The following is a 16,142-nucleotide window of genomic DNA, read 5'->3' on the forward strand; positions in this document are numbered from 1 at the left end:
GGAACTATGTTGTTTGAGAAGATACCGGTTCGTGAATTGTTCAACAAACCAAATTTAAATGTCTCGTCTGACGACGGTCAACTCGAATTATTTCGAGACCTCAAATCTTAACGGGACAGTAGTGAAATGATTTTAATAAAGAATAGGCGGTCCCACCGGATCTTGACCCTTCATCATAATGGAAAAAGACCAGTTTCTTCATTACGGATCTTACCATCCAGAGGTACTCCTTTTTTGCATAATGGCTCTCTTTGTTTATAACAGGTAAGGTGGTTTCATCAACCTGTATGTAGTCTGTTTCTAAAACTTCTTTCTTCAAGACCTTGTATAATGGACTCAGCAACTCACATGTGGGTTTAAACCATCCGCTAAGGGTATTTGCGGGTATTTTTACTCCCAGATGATGTAACTGTTTTACCTGACGGTAAAAAGGCAGGTGATATTCATATTTTCCAAGCATGATCTCAGAAAGAAGACTCGCTCCGGGAAGTCCTTTGTATATAGGCAAAAGTGGAAGCGGTGCTATTATTACAGCAGGAGTTTCCTCTGTTGCAGGTGTAAGATTGTCTTTTAATCCGTATTTAGGGCGCACAATCTCTTTAACATACAGTTTACCCGGTTCAAGCTCCAGTGTGCGGGTACGTTCTTCTCCTATGCGTTTGTATTTGTCCTTGTCAACATCTTCCGGTTCAATCACTACTTCAACAACAGGAAGTCCTTCCAGCATCTTCCTGTTGGAACGAGCCTTTTTTCTGTTAGCGGTACTCTCTTCAATCTGTTTTTCTGCTGCAATGCGCTCTGCCTCTATCTCTTCAAGACGTTTTTGTTCTTCCCCGGTAGTTTCAAACAAGTTCAGCTGATTGGGATCAAGTTTGGATAACTTTTCACTCTTGCGACCGTAAAACTGACGGGTAAACCAGGCTATTTGTGAGAGGAGTTTATCAATCTTTTGCTGCAGGTCCGTCATCTGTTCTGCCTGCTTAGCATTAGCCTCAGAGAGCTGACGGATTTGTTCCGCCTGCGATTTTATTAAGAGCTCTAATGCTTCCGATTGATTCATTTTAAGGGCTTTTATTTAATCATAAAAATACTAAAAAACCGTGAATCAGACAAGCTTTCGCAAGCATTATTTTACACTTTTATTTAAGTTTTTTACTGGTGATTTCTAAACGCTTTTAGTCGCTTCAGTCTGGTGTTCGGATCATCCTGTATCCCTTCAACCATCATAACTAAATCTGCCCAGCTCATGGGGTATGACCGGCTTTCTTTATCATATCCGGGCAAACGAAAGGTTCCCTCTTCGAGCCTTTTCATATACAAAACTAAGCCTCCGTCTTCAGCATGAAGGATTTTCATAGTGGTACGGGTTCTGTTTATGAAAATGAAACAGTCACCCATGCGAACATCATACCCCATCTGGTTCTGTACAACTCCACAGAGTGAGTTCATTCCTTTACGCATATCTGTCTTACCCGGACAAAGAAAATAGCGCATTGTATCATTTAGGCAGAACATGTGAAGAGCAGATTTGAGCGAGTAAATTTATAGCAGCTTCCGTTTGAGAGGTGCCTATAAAACTGACCTGGATGCCTCCGGGGAGTTTTATTCTGATTTCTCCTTTACTACTTCCTGACAAAGCAGTTTCAGGTGCAGACTTTTTTTCCGGAAGATTAAAGCTGATGGGTGCCAGTTTCTCTACTGCTGTCACACGAGAATGATTGTTATACGGACGGGTTAATCCAAATTTACTTTTCCAGTAATGAAAACTCGATACGGTGTATGATTCATTGGTACAAAAATCTTTAATGCTTAAACCACTGCTTTGCTGGCGTTCCAATATCACCCTAAATTCTTCTTTGCTTATTGGTATCATATATTGTTATGTTTGCAGGCAAAGATCAAAACTAAAGATGATAATTAAAACGGGGACTTTATCGGGTGCTTACATATTATTACAAATTTAAACATTTATCCTTAATTGTCAATTTAAACAGGCTAATTTATAATTTATCCTTTAACCGTTGTGTCACACTTTTTGTAGATATACCATCCCGGATATTAAGTGTAGTCCATCTTTTCCAACCTCGCTTTGCAGTGTTCTTTCCGCTCATTCGCTGGACACCTTGCGGTGTCCGGCGTCAATCACTCCACTCACACCGCATCGCTATTCCCAATAGTCACCTCCGCTCCATTGCAGTGTGCATTTGGTCGCTGTCGCTTACGCTAACGCTTCCGTCATCCACACCGCACCGCTACCGACCTGTTCCTACCACCGCTCTTGCCCTGTGAGTTCTGGTCGCAAGCTCCCTCCACCCACACCGCAATCGCTCCATTCCGCTCATTCCATAATCCCTTAGAGCGACGCTTCGCGTCACTACTCCCGGGATTATTACATTCGCTACCGTAGCATTTGCTGTGTGAATTAAACGCTTCAGTGCATTTTTGTCCGCTTCGCTTCCAAAACAGCCCTTACGCTATCACACAGCCTTGGGGTGTTTAGACGTATCGTGGTAAACAAAAAATCCGCCACAACTACCAGTGTAGGATAGTTAATAGTCTAGGTGTTTAATCTATTTACAGGTATGATTGCTTTCAACATTCATAATGTTGAAATATAGTTTATCACAACCTTTTCTATGTATAGAAGCTATAATTTATACTATTAGTTGTCTATCTATTAATTTATTGTCTTACACAATTATCAAGTTTAGTTTAGCATTCTTTCGTGCGGTTTCTATATTTACCCGGATGTTAATCAATGTAATTCAATAATTTGTAGCAAAACATTCAGGCTTTCAAGTTACTTTTCCTGGATATTGTAAAGGTGTAGCAATTAAACAAAAACAGGTTATAAGGTGTTCCTCCGTCGTTCACTTAATGCAATAAAACATATGTGCAAGGGCAAGCCCTGGCGGGTGTTAGAGAAAATCTCCACCCTTCGGGTAGTATTTTCTCTAACACCCTTGCACATACCACATCCACAGTCACTCTTGCGCTCCAGTAGGTGCTCATCGTGTCGTGTCTGTTTGTTTTATTGCATGACGCTCACTCGGTCGTCACTCGTGGCTCTCTCTGCCCCCCTTGAATCCCCTTTAAGGTATTCGCTTCGCTCATACATTTTTTATAAAGGGGTGCAGACGCCACTCAGTGTTTGTGCTCGCCTGCGGGTCGCTCGGGCTGCCCGGCTTGTCACACTTTTTGTAGATACTCCATCCCTTATTTATTGCCTTTCTGGTAGTTTGTTATTATAATATATTTTGTATCTCTCTGCCAATCTTGATTCTTGCCTTTTGTACCTTAGTCACTTTCTGTGATTATTCCATTCTCTCCGTCATAATTTAGCTCATGCTTCGCTTCAAATTACTCCTTCGTTCATTTCATAGTCACAGCCTGGTAATTTAACGTCAAAGGTTTCATTCAGTGAGTCAGTCGTTCCTCCTTTCTCTCTGAATGTCCTTTTCCTCCCTGCAGGATTAAACAAAAAGTCCGCCAAGCCTGCTGATCACAGTAGTAGTCAGGCGCGCTCGTATCCTCGCGCTTCTTCCTGCCCACACCCTCGCTCCACTCGCGTCGGCTCGCGCCTCTCACTACGCAAAAGAATAAATTCTTTCGCTTCGTTCGGATAACCTGTTTTTTTCCATTGCAGTTAAACATTCTTGGAATAAATTTTTTTGTGTCCGATAGTTATAGTTTTTTTAATGCAGTTTTAAATCCTTTTTGTTTAATATTCAGCACCTGTTTTGTTCGTTTGGCCGTATCAGTATTTTACGTCTCTGCGCTTCGCTTGCGAGGCTTATGTGTGTCTTTGTATTGTTAAATTTCTTTGTTGTTTTTTCTTTTCTTTTGATTTAACTTGTCTATTTCAATTATTAGTTTTGCTTCGCAAATCTAATGCACCTTAACAGGTGCTTGATTTTTAAGTCTGTATTCATACCCTTATTCCTTCTATTATTGTTGAGGAAATTGTAACTTTGAGGAAGTAATTACAACTATTATGTTAAATAAATCATGCCATTTCAATAAAGTCACTTTATCACGTGATATAATGATTCAACGATTTGATAAAGGATTGTTGAGGTTTTCTTTTAATCTCTACTCTCTAAAGAATCCTTTGTGGATTCATATCGGTACTTCTTTTGAAGCAGGTGATTATTTAAAACATTTGCTCAGCACTAGAGATTTGACTGTTTCTATTTATTCTTTAATGAATCTGGTACTTGAAGCAGGTTTCAAATTCCCATTGGATAGAGTGATAAATATAGAGGATTCAGATTATAATGAATCCTTCTTTGAATGTATTGATAGTTATCTTTGGAACCGAAAACCTGATTTTTATGAAGAGGATCTGTATTTAACTTACCAGATTACGTATGATGTTAAAGAGAGGTATGATAAATATATTAAGGAAAACCCCAGTCCGGATCCATATGATGAAATGTTCACTATTCTTACAGATTCAGACATCACTTATTATAACGTTGTAAATGGTTCTTTTTCAGAAGAAAGAATTAACAATTGCTAGTCCTGTATATGTTTTAAAAAATACATTCAAGTTACTACCTTCCGGATAAATGAAATCATAGCAAAGGTAGGTTGTCTTTTATATTACGTCAAGGTCAGGCACTTCGTGTTTTCAAGAAAATCTCCAATTATGCTGGCGCATAAATAGTATTTTCCTGAAAAACCTTGCCTAATATAACGACGCCATGGTGCTATACGCTATGATTGCAGTTTATCCTTTCCCTTTCATTGACCTTACACCTGTTAAGGCAAATTGACGCAAATCGAAGTAAAATTGAGCAAATCAAAGCAAAATTAACCGATATTTTTAGCTCTCATATTTAATCATTTTAATTGCTTGAAGGAGTTGGTACTTATCCATATAAGTCCGGACCATGGCCGTACCATGTTCGTACCAAGTCTAATTAGTTTAACATTTTAAAGATTACAAATTATGGGTACTATTAAAAAAGGTATTCTCGGAGGTTTCTCCGGAAAAGTGGGCTCCGTAGTTGGAGCAAGCTGGAAGAGTATCGACTACATCAGAAGTCTTCCGGCAAGCGTTAGAAATCCAAGGACACCGGCTCAGGTGAACCAGAGGAGTAAGTTTGCAACAGTTATTAAATTCCTGACCAAGTTCACACCAATCTTAAATATTGGTTTCAGGAACTTTGCAAATAATCAGACCGCAATCAATGCTGCTATGTCATATCATATTCATAATGCAGTTATCGGCCAGGATGGAGAATATGAGATAGATTATGAAAAGGTGATGATCTCAAGAGGTCCTCTTTACAAACCACTATTGTGTGAGGCGATGATTGATAATGGCGAGATTGCAATTGGCTGGGATCCGAAGCCTCTGGCCAACGGTTCTTCAGATGACTACGCAATAGTACTGCTTTACAACAAAACCAAAGATGAAGTAATTGTGGATGTTAATGGGGAAACCAGATCAAGAGGTTATACCGGAGTTGATTTCCATGATCACTGGCTGGGCGATGAGCTTGAAGTCTATATTGGCTTCGTTTCAGATGATGGCAAGCTGATATCTGACAGCATGTATATGGGTTGCTTTAAGTTACCTGATGCATAACCCTGTATTCTTATTTTTTTAATTAACTCTGAACCGCTCCTTTTAACCCGGGGGCGGTTCGTTTTAACTATGAAAATGTGATGAACCAGTTACTAAATATCAATTACGAGCTGATAGGAACAATCAGTACCATTTTAGGTGGTGGAGCTCTGGGAGGATTTATCTCCAGGATTGTAAACAGGAAAGAGATAAGACGGATAAAGAAGAGCGAGGCCATACAATCTGAAGCAATGGCAAAAAGAGAGGATGCATCGGCTGCATCGGAGATGATGGGACTACTTGAGCGTACTGTTGCCCACATGGAGAAGATGAACTCTTATAATGAGACAAACTCTGAAAGCCTGCTGAAGATGGTAAGGGAGAAGGACAGCATCAACAACAAGCTAAAAAAGGATCTTGAGTTTTTGCAGTTGCAGAGAACAGAGGATCACAGGCGTATTACAGGACTTGAGAAGATTGTTAAGAGAGAGCTGGAATGGCGTAAAGACAGCGATTATCACTATTGCTCAGTAGTTGATTGCGAGGTCAGGAAACCTCCATTTGGAACTTTTAAACGTGATGTGAAAAAATAATCTTTATGGATAAAGGTGTTTTTTTTAAGATAATCTCAAAAACTCTCTTTTTTGGCAGGCTTGCGCCTCATCAAAAAAGAGGTGTAGAAACTAAACTAACAGCTTTTGATATTTATGATATTGTTGATGATCGATGGAGAGCTTATATGCTTGCCACTGTATTACACGAAACAGGAGGTGAAATGCAACCGGTTGAGGAAGTCGGAAAAGGTGCCGGCAGACCTTATGGAAAAAAACTTAAACATGATCGCACGGTATACACTTTCCCGGATAGGCTTTATTATGGTCGTGGTGATGTTCAACTCACATGGTACGAGAACTACGAGTTGATGGGTAAACTTTTGAATTACCCATTATTGAAATATCCTGAATTAGCACTGGAACCTGAAATTTCTGCGAGAATTATGATTGAAGGTATGACTCGCGGTATTTCTAATCGTGGCGACTTCACCGGTGTTTCTCTTGAAAACTATTTCAATAATCACAAGGAGGATCCTATTAATGCCAGGAGAATTATAAATGGATTAGACCAGGCTAAGAAGATTGCAGATTACTATAATAAGTTTTTAAATGCAATAAGAATTTCAAAAGGGTAGGGTATGGTACCGTTAAAATATAAAATACTGTTTATTGCTCCTCTGCTTTTCATTTCTTGTAAACCAAAACAGGTTATAACAGAGAAGATCTCTACCAAGTCTGACAGTTCTGCTGTCGTTCTATTGGAGGATGAAATCTCACAAAAAGAAACTCAAATAGCTTCTTTACAAAGCGAATTAAATCGCTTTGAAGAAGAAAACTTCAACCTGAAAAGTGAGATCTCAACATATGAAATTAATTATGACACGACCCAGCCAATCAATCCTGTAACTCAAAAACCTCCAATATCATCCGAGATAATTACTAGAAGCAACTCCCAGCTAGAAAAAACTCTCAATCAATATGAGGTTCTGCTCCGGGAAGCTTCAATTGAAAACACTCACTTGACCACAAAAAACATCAATCTTCAACTTATAGTAGAGGCGATGAAGGAGGAGAATAAAACGTTAAAATCTAAATCTAATCCTGGTACCCAGCTTACATCCAAATTGTTTTTAACCGGTATAATTTCAGGAATCATGATTTGTGTAATTTCAATTATGATTATAAGGAAATAATTTACTCTTATTATCCAGTTATTCCTACTGCATTAAACGTGTTATAAGTCTTTTCTGGATTCAACAACTTCATGTTAATCTCTCTTCTTTTTTTAGCAGTAAGTTTCACATATCCTGCTGTAACGTCTTTCTTTGTGCTATGACCTACCATCTTTTTAACAACTATCGGATTGATTAATAATTCACTTGTTAGATGAGTTATATAGCTATTCCTTGTATATGAAGTTGAAATTTCTGGGTCTAATGATAATTCATTTGCTATATTCTTAAGAGAGGAGTTTATAGGTTCTAATTTCAGTCTGGTCTCTCTTTTTATTAAATTTTCATTATTTTCTGTAGGCTCAATACCATTTAAAAATGGGAAAATATACCCCTCTTGTGAATCATTGCCTTGTCTATTTATGATCTCAATCATTGGAGGTAAAATAGGAACATAAATATAAGTTGGTTCCTCTCCTTTTCTTAATGTCTTTTTTCGTTCAAAAATTATCTCATTTCTTGGTGCATCAATATTCTTATAAGTTAGTCGGCAAAGGTCTCCAAAATTAAGACCATTGCAGTAAAACATAAATACAAATATATCACGTGCTGTTGCCAGGGCTGGATTATCTGTCTTAAAATTCTCAATTTTCCAAATATCTTCTATTGGCATTGCAATCTCTTTTCTGCCTCCTGCTGGTATTTCGTACTTCCCGTTATTTACTCCAAATGGATATTTGCTACCCTCAATATATGGTTTATCCCCATCTTTATTGTTGATTATTGCCCTTAACGTTCTCATATATATTCCCATGGTTGCATAAGAAACTTCTGTTTTCTCCCAGAATTTCTCGCATTCATTTAAAAATTTAGGTGTTATCTCATCAAAGGATATTTCTTCTTCAACAGTTAGTACATTACTTCCGATAGTTATATGCTTTTGTTCAATACAGGTTTGAATGAATTGAATTTTATCAGCCTTTTTCTTTTTTAGAGAATAGTGCTTGAATCTCATCAAAGCTTTTAAGGTTGTTCTGTATATAGATGCATTTCCAACTTTATATTCGTTTTCTAACGCTGTTATCTTGTTTTGAAAAGCTTCATTTACTGTTTCTGATAAAGGCTTTTTTAAGATATTATCTAATGCCTCAAATGAAAACTCATTTATTTCAGCTAATACGTTAATTGCGGGTTTTAATGATAGAGCTAAATAATTGTTTAGAGTTTGTTTTGTAAGTTTATGTTTTTTCAAGTCTCTATTAATGAATTCATCCCATTCTTTTATCTCAAAATCAAAACCTGAATAATAGTATTTATGTCTTCTTTCGTATGTTACTCGCCAAAAAATTGGTGCTTCAACGTCATCTTTATTTCTGTATTTTCTCGTTAAACACACCGAGATATTTCTGTTCTTGTACTTGAAAGCATTTGTTTTTTTAGGTACTTTGTCTAGATTTGCCATAGTCGTAATTAATTATTTAGTAAGTATGGGAAAACAATGGGAAAACAAATGTACCTATACAACGATAAATAACCAAATATATCAAGCGTTATGTTTTATGAGTATTTTGTAATATGCAAATAATCAGACATATAAAATACAACAATAAATATCGAAAAATATTAGGTTTAGCCTTCTAAGCTGTGGGTCGTGGGTTCGAATCCCGCCCGGATCACACCCAAAAAGAAACACTTGCTACAACTTAGGCAAGTGTTTCTTTTTTTATAGTCACATATTGGCCACACAAAAGCCGATATAGAGCCTAATATATCTTTGAGTTAGATTACCTTTTCAGGGACACGAAGTATGCCGTGAGTTTGTTTGTTCTTTCTATTTTGTTTAAGTTTTAAATTTCGTGCAAGAAAGGATGTTTTTTATCTTTTTCCGAAAGAACAATGTCTTTTTCGGGGAGACGCCAATCGATACCTAATGCCGGGTCATTCCATAAAATTCCTCCCTCGGATTGTGGTGAATAATAGTTGTCGCATTTGTATTGAAAGATGGCTTTTTCACTTAAAGTAAGGTAACCGTGGGCAAATCCACGCGGGATGAAAAGCTGACGTTTATCCTTTTCGTTGAGTTCTACAGCAACATATTTTCCGAAGGTGGTTGATCCTTTTCTAATATCTACCGCAATGTCAAGCACGGCACCTATTACCACTCTTACCAGTTTTGCTTGCGCATAGGGTGGTTTCTGAAAATGTAATCCACGTAAGACGCCGTAGGTCGATTTGGATTCGTTGTCTTGAACAAAACGGGTGTTGCATACGTTTTTTGTAAACCACTGTTCAACGAAAGATTCGAAAAAATAACCCCTTTCATCATAAAAAACGCAGGGTTCAATGATTTTTACCTCGTTGATTTCCGTATCGATAATCTTCATCTTTTCATCTTTTTAAATAATCATTTCACATTATCTTTGTTGCTCCGAATTTATTGTAGTAACTCAAGCAGATATTGACCATACGGATTATTTTTCATGTTTTCACCTTGTTTTTTGAGTTTGTCGTTATCAATCCATTCATTTCGCCACGCAATCTCTTCAAGGCAGGCAATTTTCAGCCCTTGTCGTTTTTCTATGACTTCGATGAACGTGGAAGCCTCAGAAAGTGAATCGTGTGTACCCGTATCAAGCCATGCAAATCCACGTCCGAAAAGTTGAACGCAGAGTTGGTTAGTTTTTAAGAATTCCTGATTTACCGAAGTAATTTCAAGTTCTCCTCGTGCTGAGGGTTTGATCTGTTTTGCGACTTCAACCACACTATTAGGATAAAAATATAATCCTACAACTGCATAATGCGATTTAGGATCTTCCGGTTTTTCTTCTATGCTCAATACTTTTCCGTTTTCATCAAATTCCACTACACCGTATCGCTCAGGATCGTTTACGTAATAGCCGAAAACGGTAGCCACTTGGTTTTTCTCTGCATTAGCTACGGCTTGTTTCATCATCTCCGGAAAACCGTGCCCATAAAAGATATTGTCACCAAGTATCAGGCAGACCTCATCGTCTCCGATGAACTTTTCGCCAATAATAAAAGCCTGAGCCAGTCCCTCAGGTCGAGGTTGCTCGGCGTAAGTAAAGTGTACGCCATAATCGGATCCGTTGCCTAAAAGGCGCTTAAACGCCGGTAAATCTACCGGTGTGGAAATAATGAGAATATCCCTGATTCCGGCCAGCATCAATGCCGACAGCGGATAATATATCATGGGCTTGTCGTAAATGGGGATCAGTTGCTTGGATACTCCCCGCGTAATGGGATAAAGTCGGGTTCCCGACCCTCCTGCCAATACAATTCCTTTCATTGATGAGATTTTTAAAACTCGGATGTGCAAAGTTATAATATTATTTGAATATGTAAGAAAATAAAAAAATCATTATCTTTGTGCATCCATCTTCTATTATAGAGATGCGGATGGGAAAGGAGAACAAAAATAATCCGAGAAAATAACGCTCAATATCCTTACGGAAATGTCAGTAGAAATAAAAAAAGTAACCGATAAAGAAACCCTTAGAAAATTTGTTCAGTTCGGCATCGATTTATACGAAGGGAATGAATATTTTGTTCCCCCCTTGATTTATGATGAAATGGCCACCTTGAACCGCGAAAAAAATCCGGCTTTCGATCATTGTGATGCAGCTTATTTTTTGGCGTATCGTGATGGGGTGATTGTTGGTCGCATTGCTGTGATGATCAACTATAAATCAAATGAGATATGGAATGAACGAAATGCCCGTTTTGGTTTTGTGGATTTCATCGATGACGAAGAAGTAGTGGATACGCTTTTTGGTGTTGCCGAAGAATGGGCGCGTTCGAGAGGAATGGAAAAAATTCATGGTCCGCTGGGATTTACGGATCTTGATCACGAAGGAATGTTGATCGAGGGATTTGATCAGATGGGTACGATGGAAACCATCTATAATTACCCTTACTATAAAGATCATATGGAGCGGATGGGTTACGTGAAAGATCAGGATTGGTTTGAATATCTGATTCCCATTCCTGAGGAAATCCCTGAAAGGTATGCCCGTATGGCGGATGTGGTAAAAAAACGTTTCGGTTTGATGGTGAAGCATCTTGGGAGCAAAAAGGATGTGCTACCTTATGCTCGCGATATTTTTTTGTTGATTAACAAGGCTTATAAAGATCTTTACGGTTTTGTGCCTCTTACTGACCGGCAAATTGATTATTATGTGGATATGTATATTCCCATGCTGCGTTTGGAGTTTCTTACCCTCGTGATTCGGCAGGAAGATCACAAGCTGGTGGGCGTAGGTATTGGATTGCCGAGTCTGGCACAGGCACTTCGGAAAGCAAAAGGAAGATTTCTCCCTACCGGATGGTATCATTTATATAAGGCTTTAAAAGGAAAAGATAATAAAGTGCTCGATTTGCTTCTTGTTGCCGTTGATCCCGAATATCAAGGCAAAGGATTGAATGCGTTGCTGTTTAGCGAATTCATTCCTGCAGCCCGACAATTGGGAATGGAGGTGGCTGAAAGCAATCCGGAACTGGAAGAAAATAATAGAGTTCGCTCGTTGTGGAGTGATTTAAATGCCAAACATCATAAAACCCGAAGAGCTTACAGCAAACAATTGTAAGCCTTTTGCTGCGGGATGCGTAATGGCAGAAGCAGCTGAATTTAAATTCAAGATTAGTAAAAACTATTAGCAGCTCGCTGATAGTTGTGAGTTGAAAATATGACAGAATCAGATAACATTTTGCAACCAACGACAGAAAATTATCAGGAAGAACATATTGTTACCCTGGAATGGCAAGAGCATATTCGTCGTCGGCCGGGAATGTATATAGGAAAATTGGGTGACGGTTCGTCGCCTGACGACGGTATTTATGTTTTGTTGAAAGAAGTGCTCGATAACTCCATCGACGAATATATGATGGGGTTTGGAAAGACTATCGAGGTAAAAGTTGAAGGCACGACCGTGAGTGTTCGCGATTTTGGGCGAGGCATACCGCTTGGAAAAGTAAAAGACGTTTCATCGCGTATGAATACGGGGGCGAAATACGATTCTAAAGCTTTTAAAAAATCCGTTGGATTAAATGGGGTGGGAATTAAAGCTGTGAATGCGCTTTCTTCACGCTTTTTTATTGAAAGTTATCGTGACAGACAAGCAAAAAATGTGCTTTACCGACAAGGAGTCGTTGTGGAGGAAAGTGACATCATACCTTCTTCTCAGGCTAATGGTACATGGGTTGAATTTACCCCCGACAGTGAAATTTTTGGAGATTATCATTATCGTGACGAGTACATTGATCCTCTACTCAAAAATTATGTCTTTCTAAATACAGGGCTTACTATCGTTTTTAATGGACGAAAGTTTTATTCGAAAAACGGCCTCGAGGATTTACTCAACGAAAATCTTACTTCAGAAGCGCTTTATCCCATTATCCATCTGCAAGGCGAAGATATTGAGGTGGCCATTACCCATACCAATCAATATGGCGAAGAATATTATTCATTTGTAAACGGTCAACACACCACACAAGGTGGGACGCATCTTTCGGCTTTTCGGGAAGCTTCAGCACGTACGATAAAAGAATATTTTAATCGTAATTTTGATTATGCCGATATTCGAAATGGCATGGTGGCTGCCATCAGCATCAAGGTGGAAGAACCGGTTTTTGAGTCGCAAACAAAAACGAAACTTGGATCGAAAGATATGTCGCCCGACGGCGTTTCTATCAGTAAATACATCGGAGATTTTTTGAAGAAAGAACTCGATAATTATCTCCACAAAAATCCGGGAACTTCCGATATTCTTCAGAAAAAAATCCTTGAATCTGAAAAAGAGCGTAAGGCTATTGCCGGTGTTACCAAATTGGCACGTGAGCGGGCAAAAAAAGCGAACCTGCATAATAAGAAATTGCGTGATTGTCGTATTCATTATAACGATACCAAAGGTGATGATCGCGACGAGACTTGTATTTTTATTACGGAAGGCGATTCAGCCAGCGGTTCAATAACAAAAAGCCGTGATCCTAATCTGCAAGCAGTGTTCAGTCTACGTGGAAAACCGTTGAATTGTTTCGGATTGACTAAAAAGATCGTGTACGAGAATGAAGAATTCAACCTACTTCAAGCTGCACTAAATATTGAAGAGGGTATGGAGGGGCTTCGGTATAATAAGGTAATCATTGCTACTGATGCCGATACCGATGGCATGCATATCCGCTTGTTGTTGTTGACTTTTTTTCTTCAGTTTTTTCCCGATCTGATCAAGAAAAATCATGTGTATATCTTGCAAACACCGCTTTTCAGGGTACGGAATAAAAAGAAAACAGTATATTGTTATACGGAAGAAGAACGTTTGGCTGCCATAAAAGAGTTGGGTCCGAATCCCGAAATTACGCGATTCAAAGGTTTAGGGGAAATATCCCCTGATGAATTTCGCCATTTTATCGGAAAAGACATGCGACTTGAGCGGGTAACGATGCGTAAGGAAGATCTTTTGAAAGAGCTTCTCGAATTTTATATGGGAAAAAATACTCCTGAACGTCAGAATTTTATTATCGATAATCTGACAGTTGATGTTGAAGCTTGATTCATAACAAATAATGAAATCACACTCTTCTATTCCTAATTTGTCGGTTCCCCAAAGGCGCATTGCACTCTTCCCCGGCACGTTTGATCCGTTTACTATTGGTCATGAATCGCTAGTTCGAAGGGGACTCATGCTAGTGGATGAATTAGTCATTGCGATTGGTGTAAACGAAGCGAAAAAAACATGTTTCTCGTTAGAAAAAAGATTGTCAACCATCCGTAATTTTTATAAAGGTGATCCCCGTATACGGGTGGAGAGTTACGAAGGATTGACCGTTGACTTTGCACGGGAAGTGGGGGCAAAGTATATTCTGAGAGGAATTCGGTCGGTGAACGATTTCGAATACGAAAAGGCTACTGCCGATTTAAATCGTTCTATCTCGGGGATAGAAACTTTTGTATTGTTTACCGAACCACAACTTACCCACATCAGTTCTACGCTTGTACGCGAACTGTTACGCTACGGGCACGATATTGCCGAATTTATTCCTGAGGGAATGAAGTGGTAAATTCTTTCGCAATCAAATAGTATTAATATTTATGTATAAGAGATCGATTTTTCTTGTAATCAGCATTTTTTTCTATTTTTCGTGTGCTTTTGCTCAGTTTATGCCCGATCCCTTGGGACTTAAATTGGTGCGTACACTTCAGTTAATTAATAATTTATATGTGGACGATGTAGACTCGGAAAAATTGACCGAAACAGCAATTCGTGCCATGTTGCGTGAATTAGATCCGCATTCGTCTTATTTAAATAAAGAGGAAGTACGGGCTATGAACGAGCCGCTGCAAGGCGATTTTGAGGGGATAGGCATTTCCTTTAATATGCTTACGGATACGTTGTATGTTATTGAGGTTATTTCTGGAGGTCCTTCTCAAAAAGTGGGCATTATGCCCGGCGATAAGATTATTTATGTCAATGACACGCTGATAGCCGGTGTTAAGATGAGCAGTGAAGAAGTAATGAAAAAGCTCCGAGGGCCGAAAGGTACTACCGTAAAAGTAAAGGTATTGAGACAGGGAGTTCCGGGGTTACTGGAATTTCGCATTGTACGCGACAAAATTCCCATTTACAGCATCGATGCTTCGTATATGGTGGATGAGGAAACCGGCTATATACGACTGAGCCGATTTGCCGTAACTTCTGCGGATGAGTTTCGAAAGGCTGAGGAGAAATTGAAAGCAAAAGGGATGAAAAAACTGATTTTGGACCTTACCGGGAATGGAGGAGGCATTCTTCAGACGGCTACCGATATTGCTGACGAATTTTTAGATAATGGTAAGCTTATCGTATATACCGAAGGAAAACATCAACCCCGTTCCAATATAAATGCGACATCAAGAGGGCAATTTGAAAAAGGAGATCTTGTAGTATTGGTTAATGAAGGTTCTGCCTCAGCAAGTGAGATTTTAGCAGGTGCTGTACAGGATTGGGACAGAGGGGTTATCGTTGGCCGCCGTACCTTTGGCAAAGGACTTGTACAACGACAGTTGCCACTTCCTGATGGAACAATGATCCGACTTACTGTAGCTCGTTACTATACACCCAGCGGTCGATGCATTCAGAAGCCTTATAAAGGGGGAGATATCGAGTCATACAACATGGATTTCTTCGATCGTTATCGCAAGGGTGAACTGTTGCATGCCGATAGCATTCATTTTCCCGATTCCTTGAAATATAAGACGTTGGTATACAAACGCACCGTGTATGGTGGCGGAGGTATTATGCCGGATTATTTTGTGCCAATCGATACCACATCGCTTACTGACTTGCATAGAGATCTGATTGCGAAAGGAATCGTTAACCGCATAGCCATTTCAGAGGTGGATAACCATCGCAAATTGCTACTGAAAGCCTATCCCAATGTTGATGCGTTTAAAAAGAATTATTCTATTTCCGTGGATATGGTGACAAAAATGAAGAAAATGGCCGATGAGGAAAAAGTCAAATGGGATGAAGAAGAATTCAAGCGTTCGCAAAAGCTGCTTTTTACACAACTGAAAGCGCTGATTGCACGTGACATCTATGACTCTTCTGCTTACTTCAAAATTATTAATGATGAGAACGAGATATTTCAGGAAGGGTTACGTGTAATCAATACTCCGACTTTAAAGCATATATTTAATGAATGAGGATTTTTTCAAACGAACACGTTATCAAATTTTTGAACTTATTACCCAAAAAATGCCGTACTTTCTTTTCTTTGGCTATATCTCTGATTTTATATGTCTTTTTTAATTTTATTTTGAAAACACTATTCTATAATTCACAAAAT

General features: G+C 38.9%; 14 protein-coding genes and 1 pseudogene. 9 read left to right on the forward strand and 6 right to left on the reverse strand.

Annotated features, from left to right (window positions below; genetic code table 11):
• Positions 1 to 124: 124 nt before the first annotated feature.
• From OLM34_RS10225 to tnpA, 3 genes and pseudogenes are all read right to left on the reverse strand, one after another.
• Positions 125 to 1,060: pseudogene (locus OLM34_RS10225) on the reverse strand (IS66 family transposase); the annotation flags it as partial.
• 92 nt (positions 1,061 to 1,152) lie between these two features.
• Positions 1,153 to 1,515, reverse strand: a complete 363-nt coding sequence (gene tnpB / locus OLM34_RS10230; RefSeq protein WP_320051512.1) for an IS66 family insertion sequence element accessory protein TnpB — start codon at positions 1,513 to 1,515, stop codon at positions 1,153 to 1,155.
• Complete coding sequence (gene tnpA, locus OLM34_RS10235) at positions 1,499 to 1,873, reverse strand: IS66 family insertion sequence element accessory protein TnpA (RefSeq protein ID WP_264407096.1); 375 nt, start codon at positions 1,871 to 1,873, stop codon at positions 1,499 to 1,501. The genes tnpB and tnpA overlap by 17 nt, the downstream gene beginning before the upstream one ends.
• 2,121 nt (positions 1,874 to 3,994) lie before the next feature.
• Between tnpA and OLM34_RS10240 the strand changes: the two genes are divergently transcribed.
• From OLM34_RS10240 to OLM34_RS10260, 5 genes are all read left to right on the forward strand, one after another.
• Positions 3,995 to 4,522 (forward strand): hypothetical protein, encoded by a 528-nt coding sequence (locus tag OLM34_RS10240; RefSeq protein ID WP_264407098.1) that lies wholly within the window; start codon positions 3,995 to 3,997, stop codon positions 4,520 to 4,522.
• Between the two features lie 432 nt (positions 4,523 to 4,954).
• Positions 4,955 to 5,596 (forward strand): DUF6266 family protein, encoded by a 642-nt coding sequence (locus OLM34_RS10245; RefSeq protein ID WP_053827029.1) that lies wholly within the window; start codon positions 4,955 to 4,957, stop codon positions 5,594 to 5,596.
• Positions 5,597 to 5,676: 80 nt separating this feature from the next.
• A complete protein-coding gene (locus OLM34_RS10250; protein ID WP_045090584.1) occupies positions 5,677 to 6,168 on the forward strand; it encodes a hypothetical protein in 492 nt (163 codons plus the stop codon).
• 5 nt (positions 6,169 to 6,173) lie between these two features.
• Positions 6,174 to 6,764 carry a lysozyme family protein gene (locus OLM34_RS10255; protein ID WP_264407099.1) on the forward strand — a complete coding sequence of 197 codons (591 nt, stop codon included), beginning with the start codon at positions 6,174 to 6,176 and terminating at the stop codon, positions 6,762 to 6,764.
• A 3-nt stretch (positions 6,765 to 6,767) separates the two neighbouring features.
• Complete coding sequence (locus tag OLM34_RS10260; RefSeq protein ID WP_264407100.1) at positions 6,768 to 7,322, forward strand: hypothetical protein; 555 nt, start codon at positions 6,768 to 6,770, stop codon at positions 7,320 to 7,322.
• 10 nt (positions 7,323 to 7,332) lie between these two features.
• Here OLM34_RS10260 and OLM34_RS10265 read toward each other — a convergent pair whose 3' ends face one another.
• The 3 genes from OLM34_RS10265 to rfbA all read right to left on the reverse strand — a co-directional run bounded on the left by OLM34_RS10265 (position 7,333) and on the right by rfbA (position 10,608).
• The gene (locus OLM34_RS10265) at positions 7,333 to 8,763 is read right to left on the reverse strand and encodes a site-specific integrase (RefSeq protein WP_264407102.1); all 1,431 of its coding nucleotides are present in this window, start codon (positions 8,761 to 8,763) and stop codon (positions 7,333 to 7,335) included.
• Between the two features lie 385 nt (positions 8,764 to 9,148).
• Positions 9,149 to 9,685: a dTDP-4-dehydrorhamnose 3,5-epimerase gene (rfbC, locus tag OLM34_RS10270; protein WP_264407103.1), complete on the reverse strand. Its 537-nt coding sequence runs from the start codon at positions 9,683 to 9,685 to the stop codon at positions 9,149 to 9,151.
• 50 nt (positions 9,686 to 9,735) lie between these two features.
• Positions 9,736 to 10,608: a glucose-1-phosphate thymidylyltransferase RfbA gene (gene rfbA / locus OLM34_RS10275; protein WP_264407104.1), complete on the reverse strand. Its 873-nt coding sequence runs from the start codon at positions 10,606 to 10,608 to the stop codon at positions 9,736 to 9,738.
• 166 nt (positions 10,609 to 10,774) lie between these two features.
• On the opposite strand from rfbA, the gene OLM34_RS10280 reads away from it, so the two are divergent.
• The 4 genes from OLM34_RS10280 to OLM34_RS10295 all read left to right on the forward strand — a co-directional run bounded on the left by OLM34_RS10280 (position 10,775) and on the right by OLM34_RS10295 (position 15,999).
• Complete coding sequence (locus OLM34_RS10280) at positions 10,775 to 11,905, forward strand: GNAT family N-acetyltransferase (protein WP_264407106.1); 1,131 nt, start codon at positions 10,775 to 10,777, stop codon at positions 11,903 to 11,905.
• A gap of 99 nt (positions 11,906 to 12,004) precedes the next feature.
• Positions 12,005 to 13,867: a DNA topoisomerase IV subunit B gene (locus OLM34_RS10285; protein ID WP_264407107.1), complete on the forward strand. Its 1,863-nt coding sequence runs from the start codon at positions 12,005 to 12,007 to the stop codon at positions 13,865 to 13,867.
• Between the two features lie 13 nt (positions 13,868 to 13,880).
• The gene (gene coaD, locus OLM34_RS10290) at positions 13,881 to 14,375 is read left to right on the forward strand and encodes a pantetheine-phosphate adenylyltransferase (RefSeq protein ID WP_264407109.1); all 495 of its coding nucleotides are present in this window, start codon (positions 13,881 to 13,883) and stop codon (positions 14,373 to 14,375) included.
• Between the two features lie 31 nt (positions 14,376 to 14,406).
• Complete coding sequence (locus OLM34_RS10295; RefSeq protein WP_413777222.1) at positions 14,407 to 15,999, forward strand: S41 family peptidase; 1,593 nt, start codon at positions 14,407 to 14,409, stop codon at positions 15,997 to 15,999.
• Positions 16,000 to 16,142: the final 143 nt, after the last annotated feature.

This window comes from Anaerorudis cellulosivorans (genome assembly GCF_025943985.1).
GTDB lineage: Bacteria > Bacteroidota > Bacteroidia > Bacteroidales > Dysgonomonadaceae > Anaerorudis > Anaerorudis cellulosivorans.

What these genes read in the sequence shown, in the direction of transcription:
- tnpB (WP_320051512.1), bottom strand. Translation starts at nt 1,515, where the DNA reads ATGTTCTGCCTAAATGATACAATGCGCTATTTTCTTTGTCCGGGTAAG.
- tnpA (WP_264407096.1), bottom strand. Translation starts at nt 1,873, where the DNA reads ATGATACCAATAAGCAAAGAAGAATTTAGGGTGATATTGGAACGCCAG.
- OLM34_RS10240 (WP_264407098.1), top strand. Translation starts at nt 3,995, where the DNA reads ATGTTAAATAAATCATGCCATTTCAATAAAGTCACTTTATCACGTGAT.
- OLM34_RS10245 (WP_053827029.1), top strand. Translation starts at nt 4,955, where the DNA reads ATGGGTACTATTAAAAAAGGTATTCTCGGAGGTTTCTCCGGAAAAGTG.
- OLM34_RS10250 (WP_045090584.1), top strand. Translation starts at nt 5,677, where the DNA reads ATGAACCAGTTACTAAATATCAATTACGAGCTGATAGGAACAATCAGT.
- OLM34_RS10255 (WP_264407099.1), top strand. Translation starts at nt 6,174, where the DNA reads ATGGATAAAGGTGTTTTTTTTAAGATAATCTCAAAAACTCTCTTTTTT.
- OLM34_RS10260 (WP_264407100.1), top strand. Translation starts at nt 6,768, where the DNA reads ATGGTACCGTTAAAATATAAAATACTGTTTATTGCTCCTCTGCTTTTC.
- OLM34_RS10265 (WP_264407102.1), bottom strand. Translation starts at nt 8,763, where the DNA reads ATGGCAAATCTAGACAAAGTACCTAAAAAAACAAATGCTTTCAAGTAC.
- rfbC (WP_264407103.1), bottom strand. Translation starts at nt 9,685, where the DNA reads ATGAAGATTATCGATACGGAAATCAACGAGGTAAAAATCATTGAACCC.
- rfbA (WP_264407104.1), bottom strand. Translation starts at nt 10,608, where the DNA reads ATGAAAGGAATTGTATTGGCAGGAGGGTCGGGAACCCGACTTTATCCC.
- OLM34_RS10280 (WP_264407106.1), top strand. Translation starts at nt 10,775, where the DNA reads ATGTCAGTAGAAATAAAAAAAGTAACCGATAAAGAAACCCTTAGAAAA.
- OLM34_RS10285 (WP_264407107.1), top strand. Translation starts at nt 12,005, where the DNA reads ATGACAGAATCAGATAACATTTTGCAACCAACGACAGAAAATTATCAG.
- coaD (WP_264407109.1), top strand. Translation starts at nt 13,881, where the DNA reads ATGAAATCACACTCTTCTATTCCTAATTTGTCGGTTCCCCAAAGGCGC.
- OLM34_RS10295 (WP_413777222.1), top strand. Translation starts at nt 14,407, where the DNA reads ATGTATAAGAGATCGATTTTTCTTGTAATCAGCATTTTTTTCTATTTT.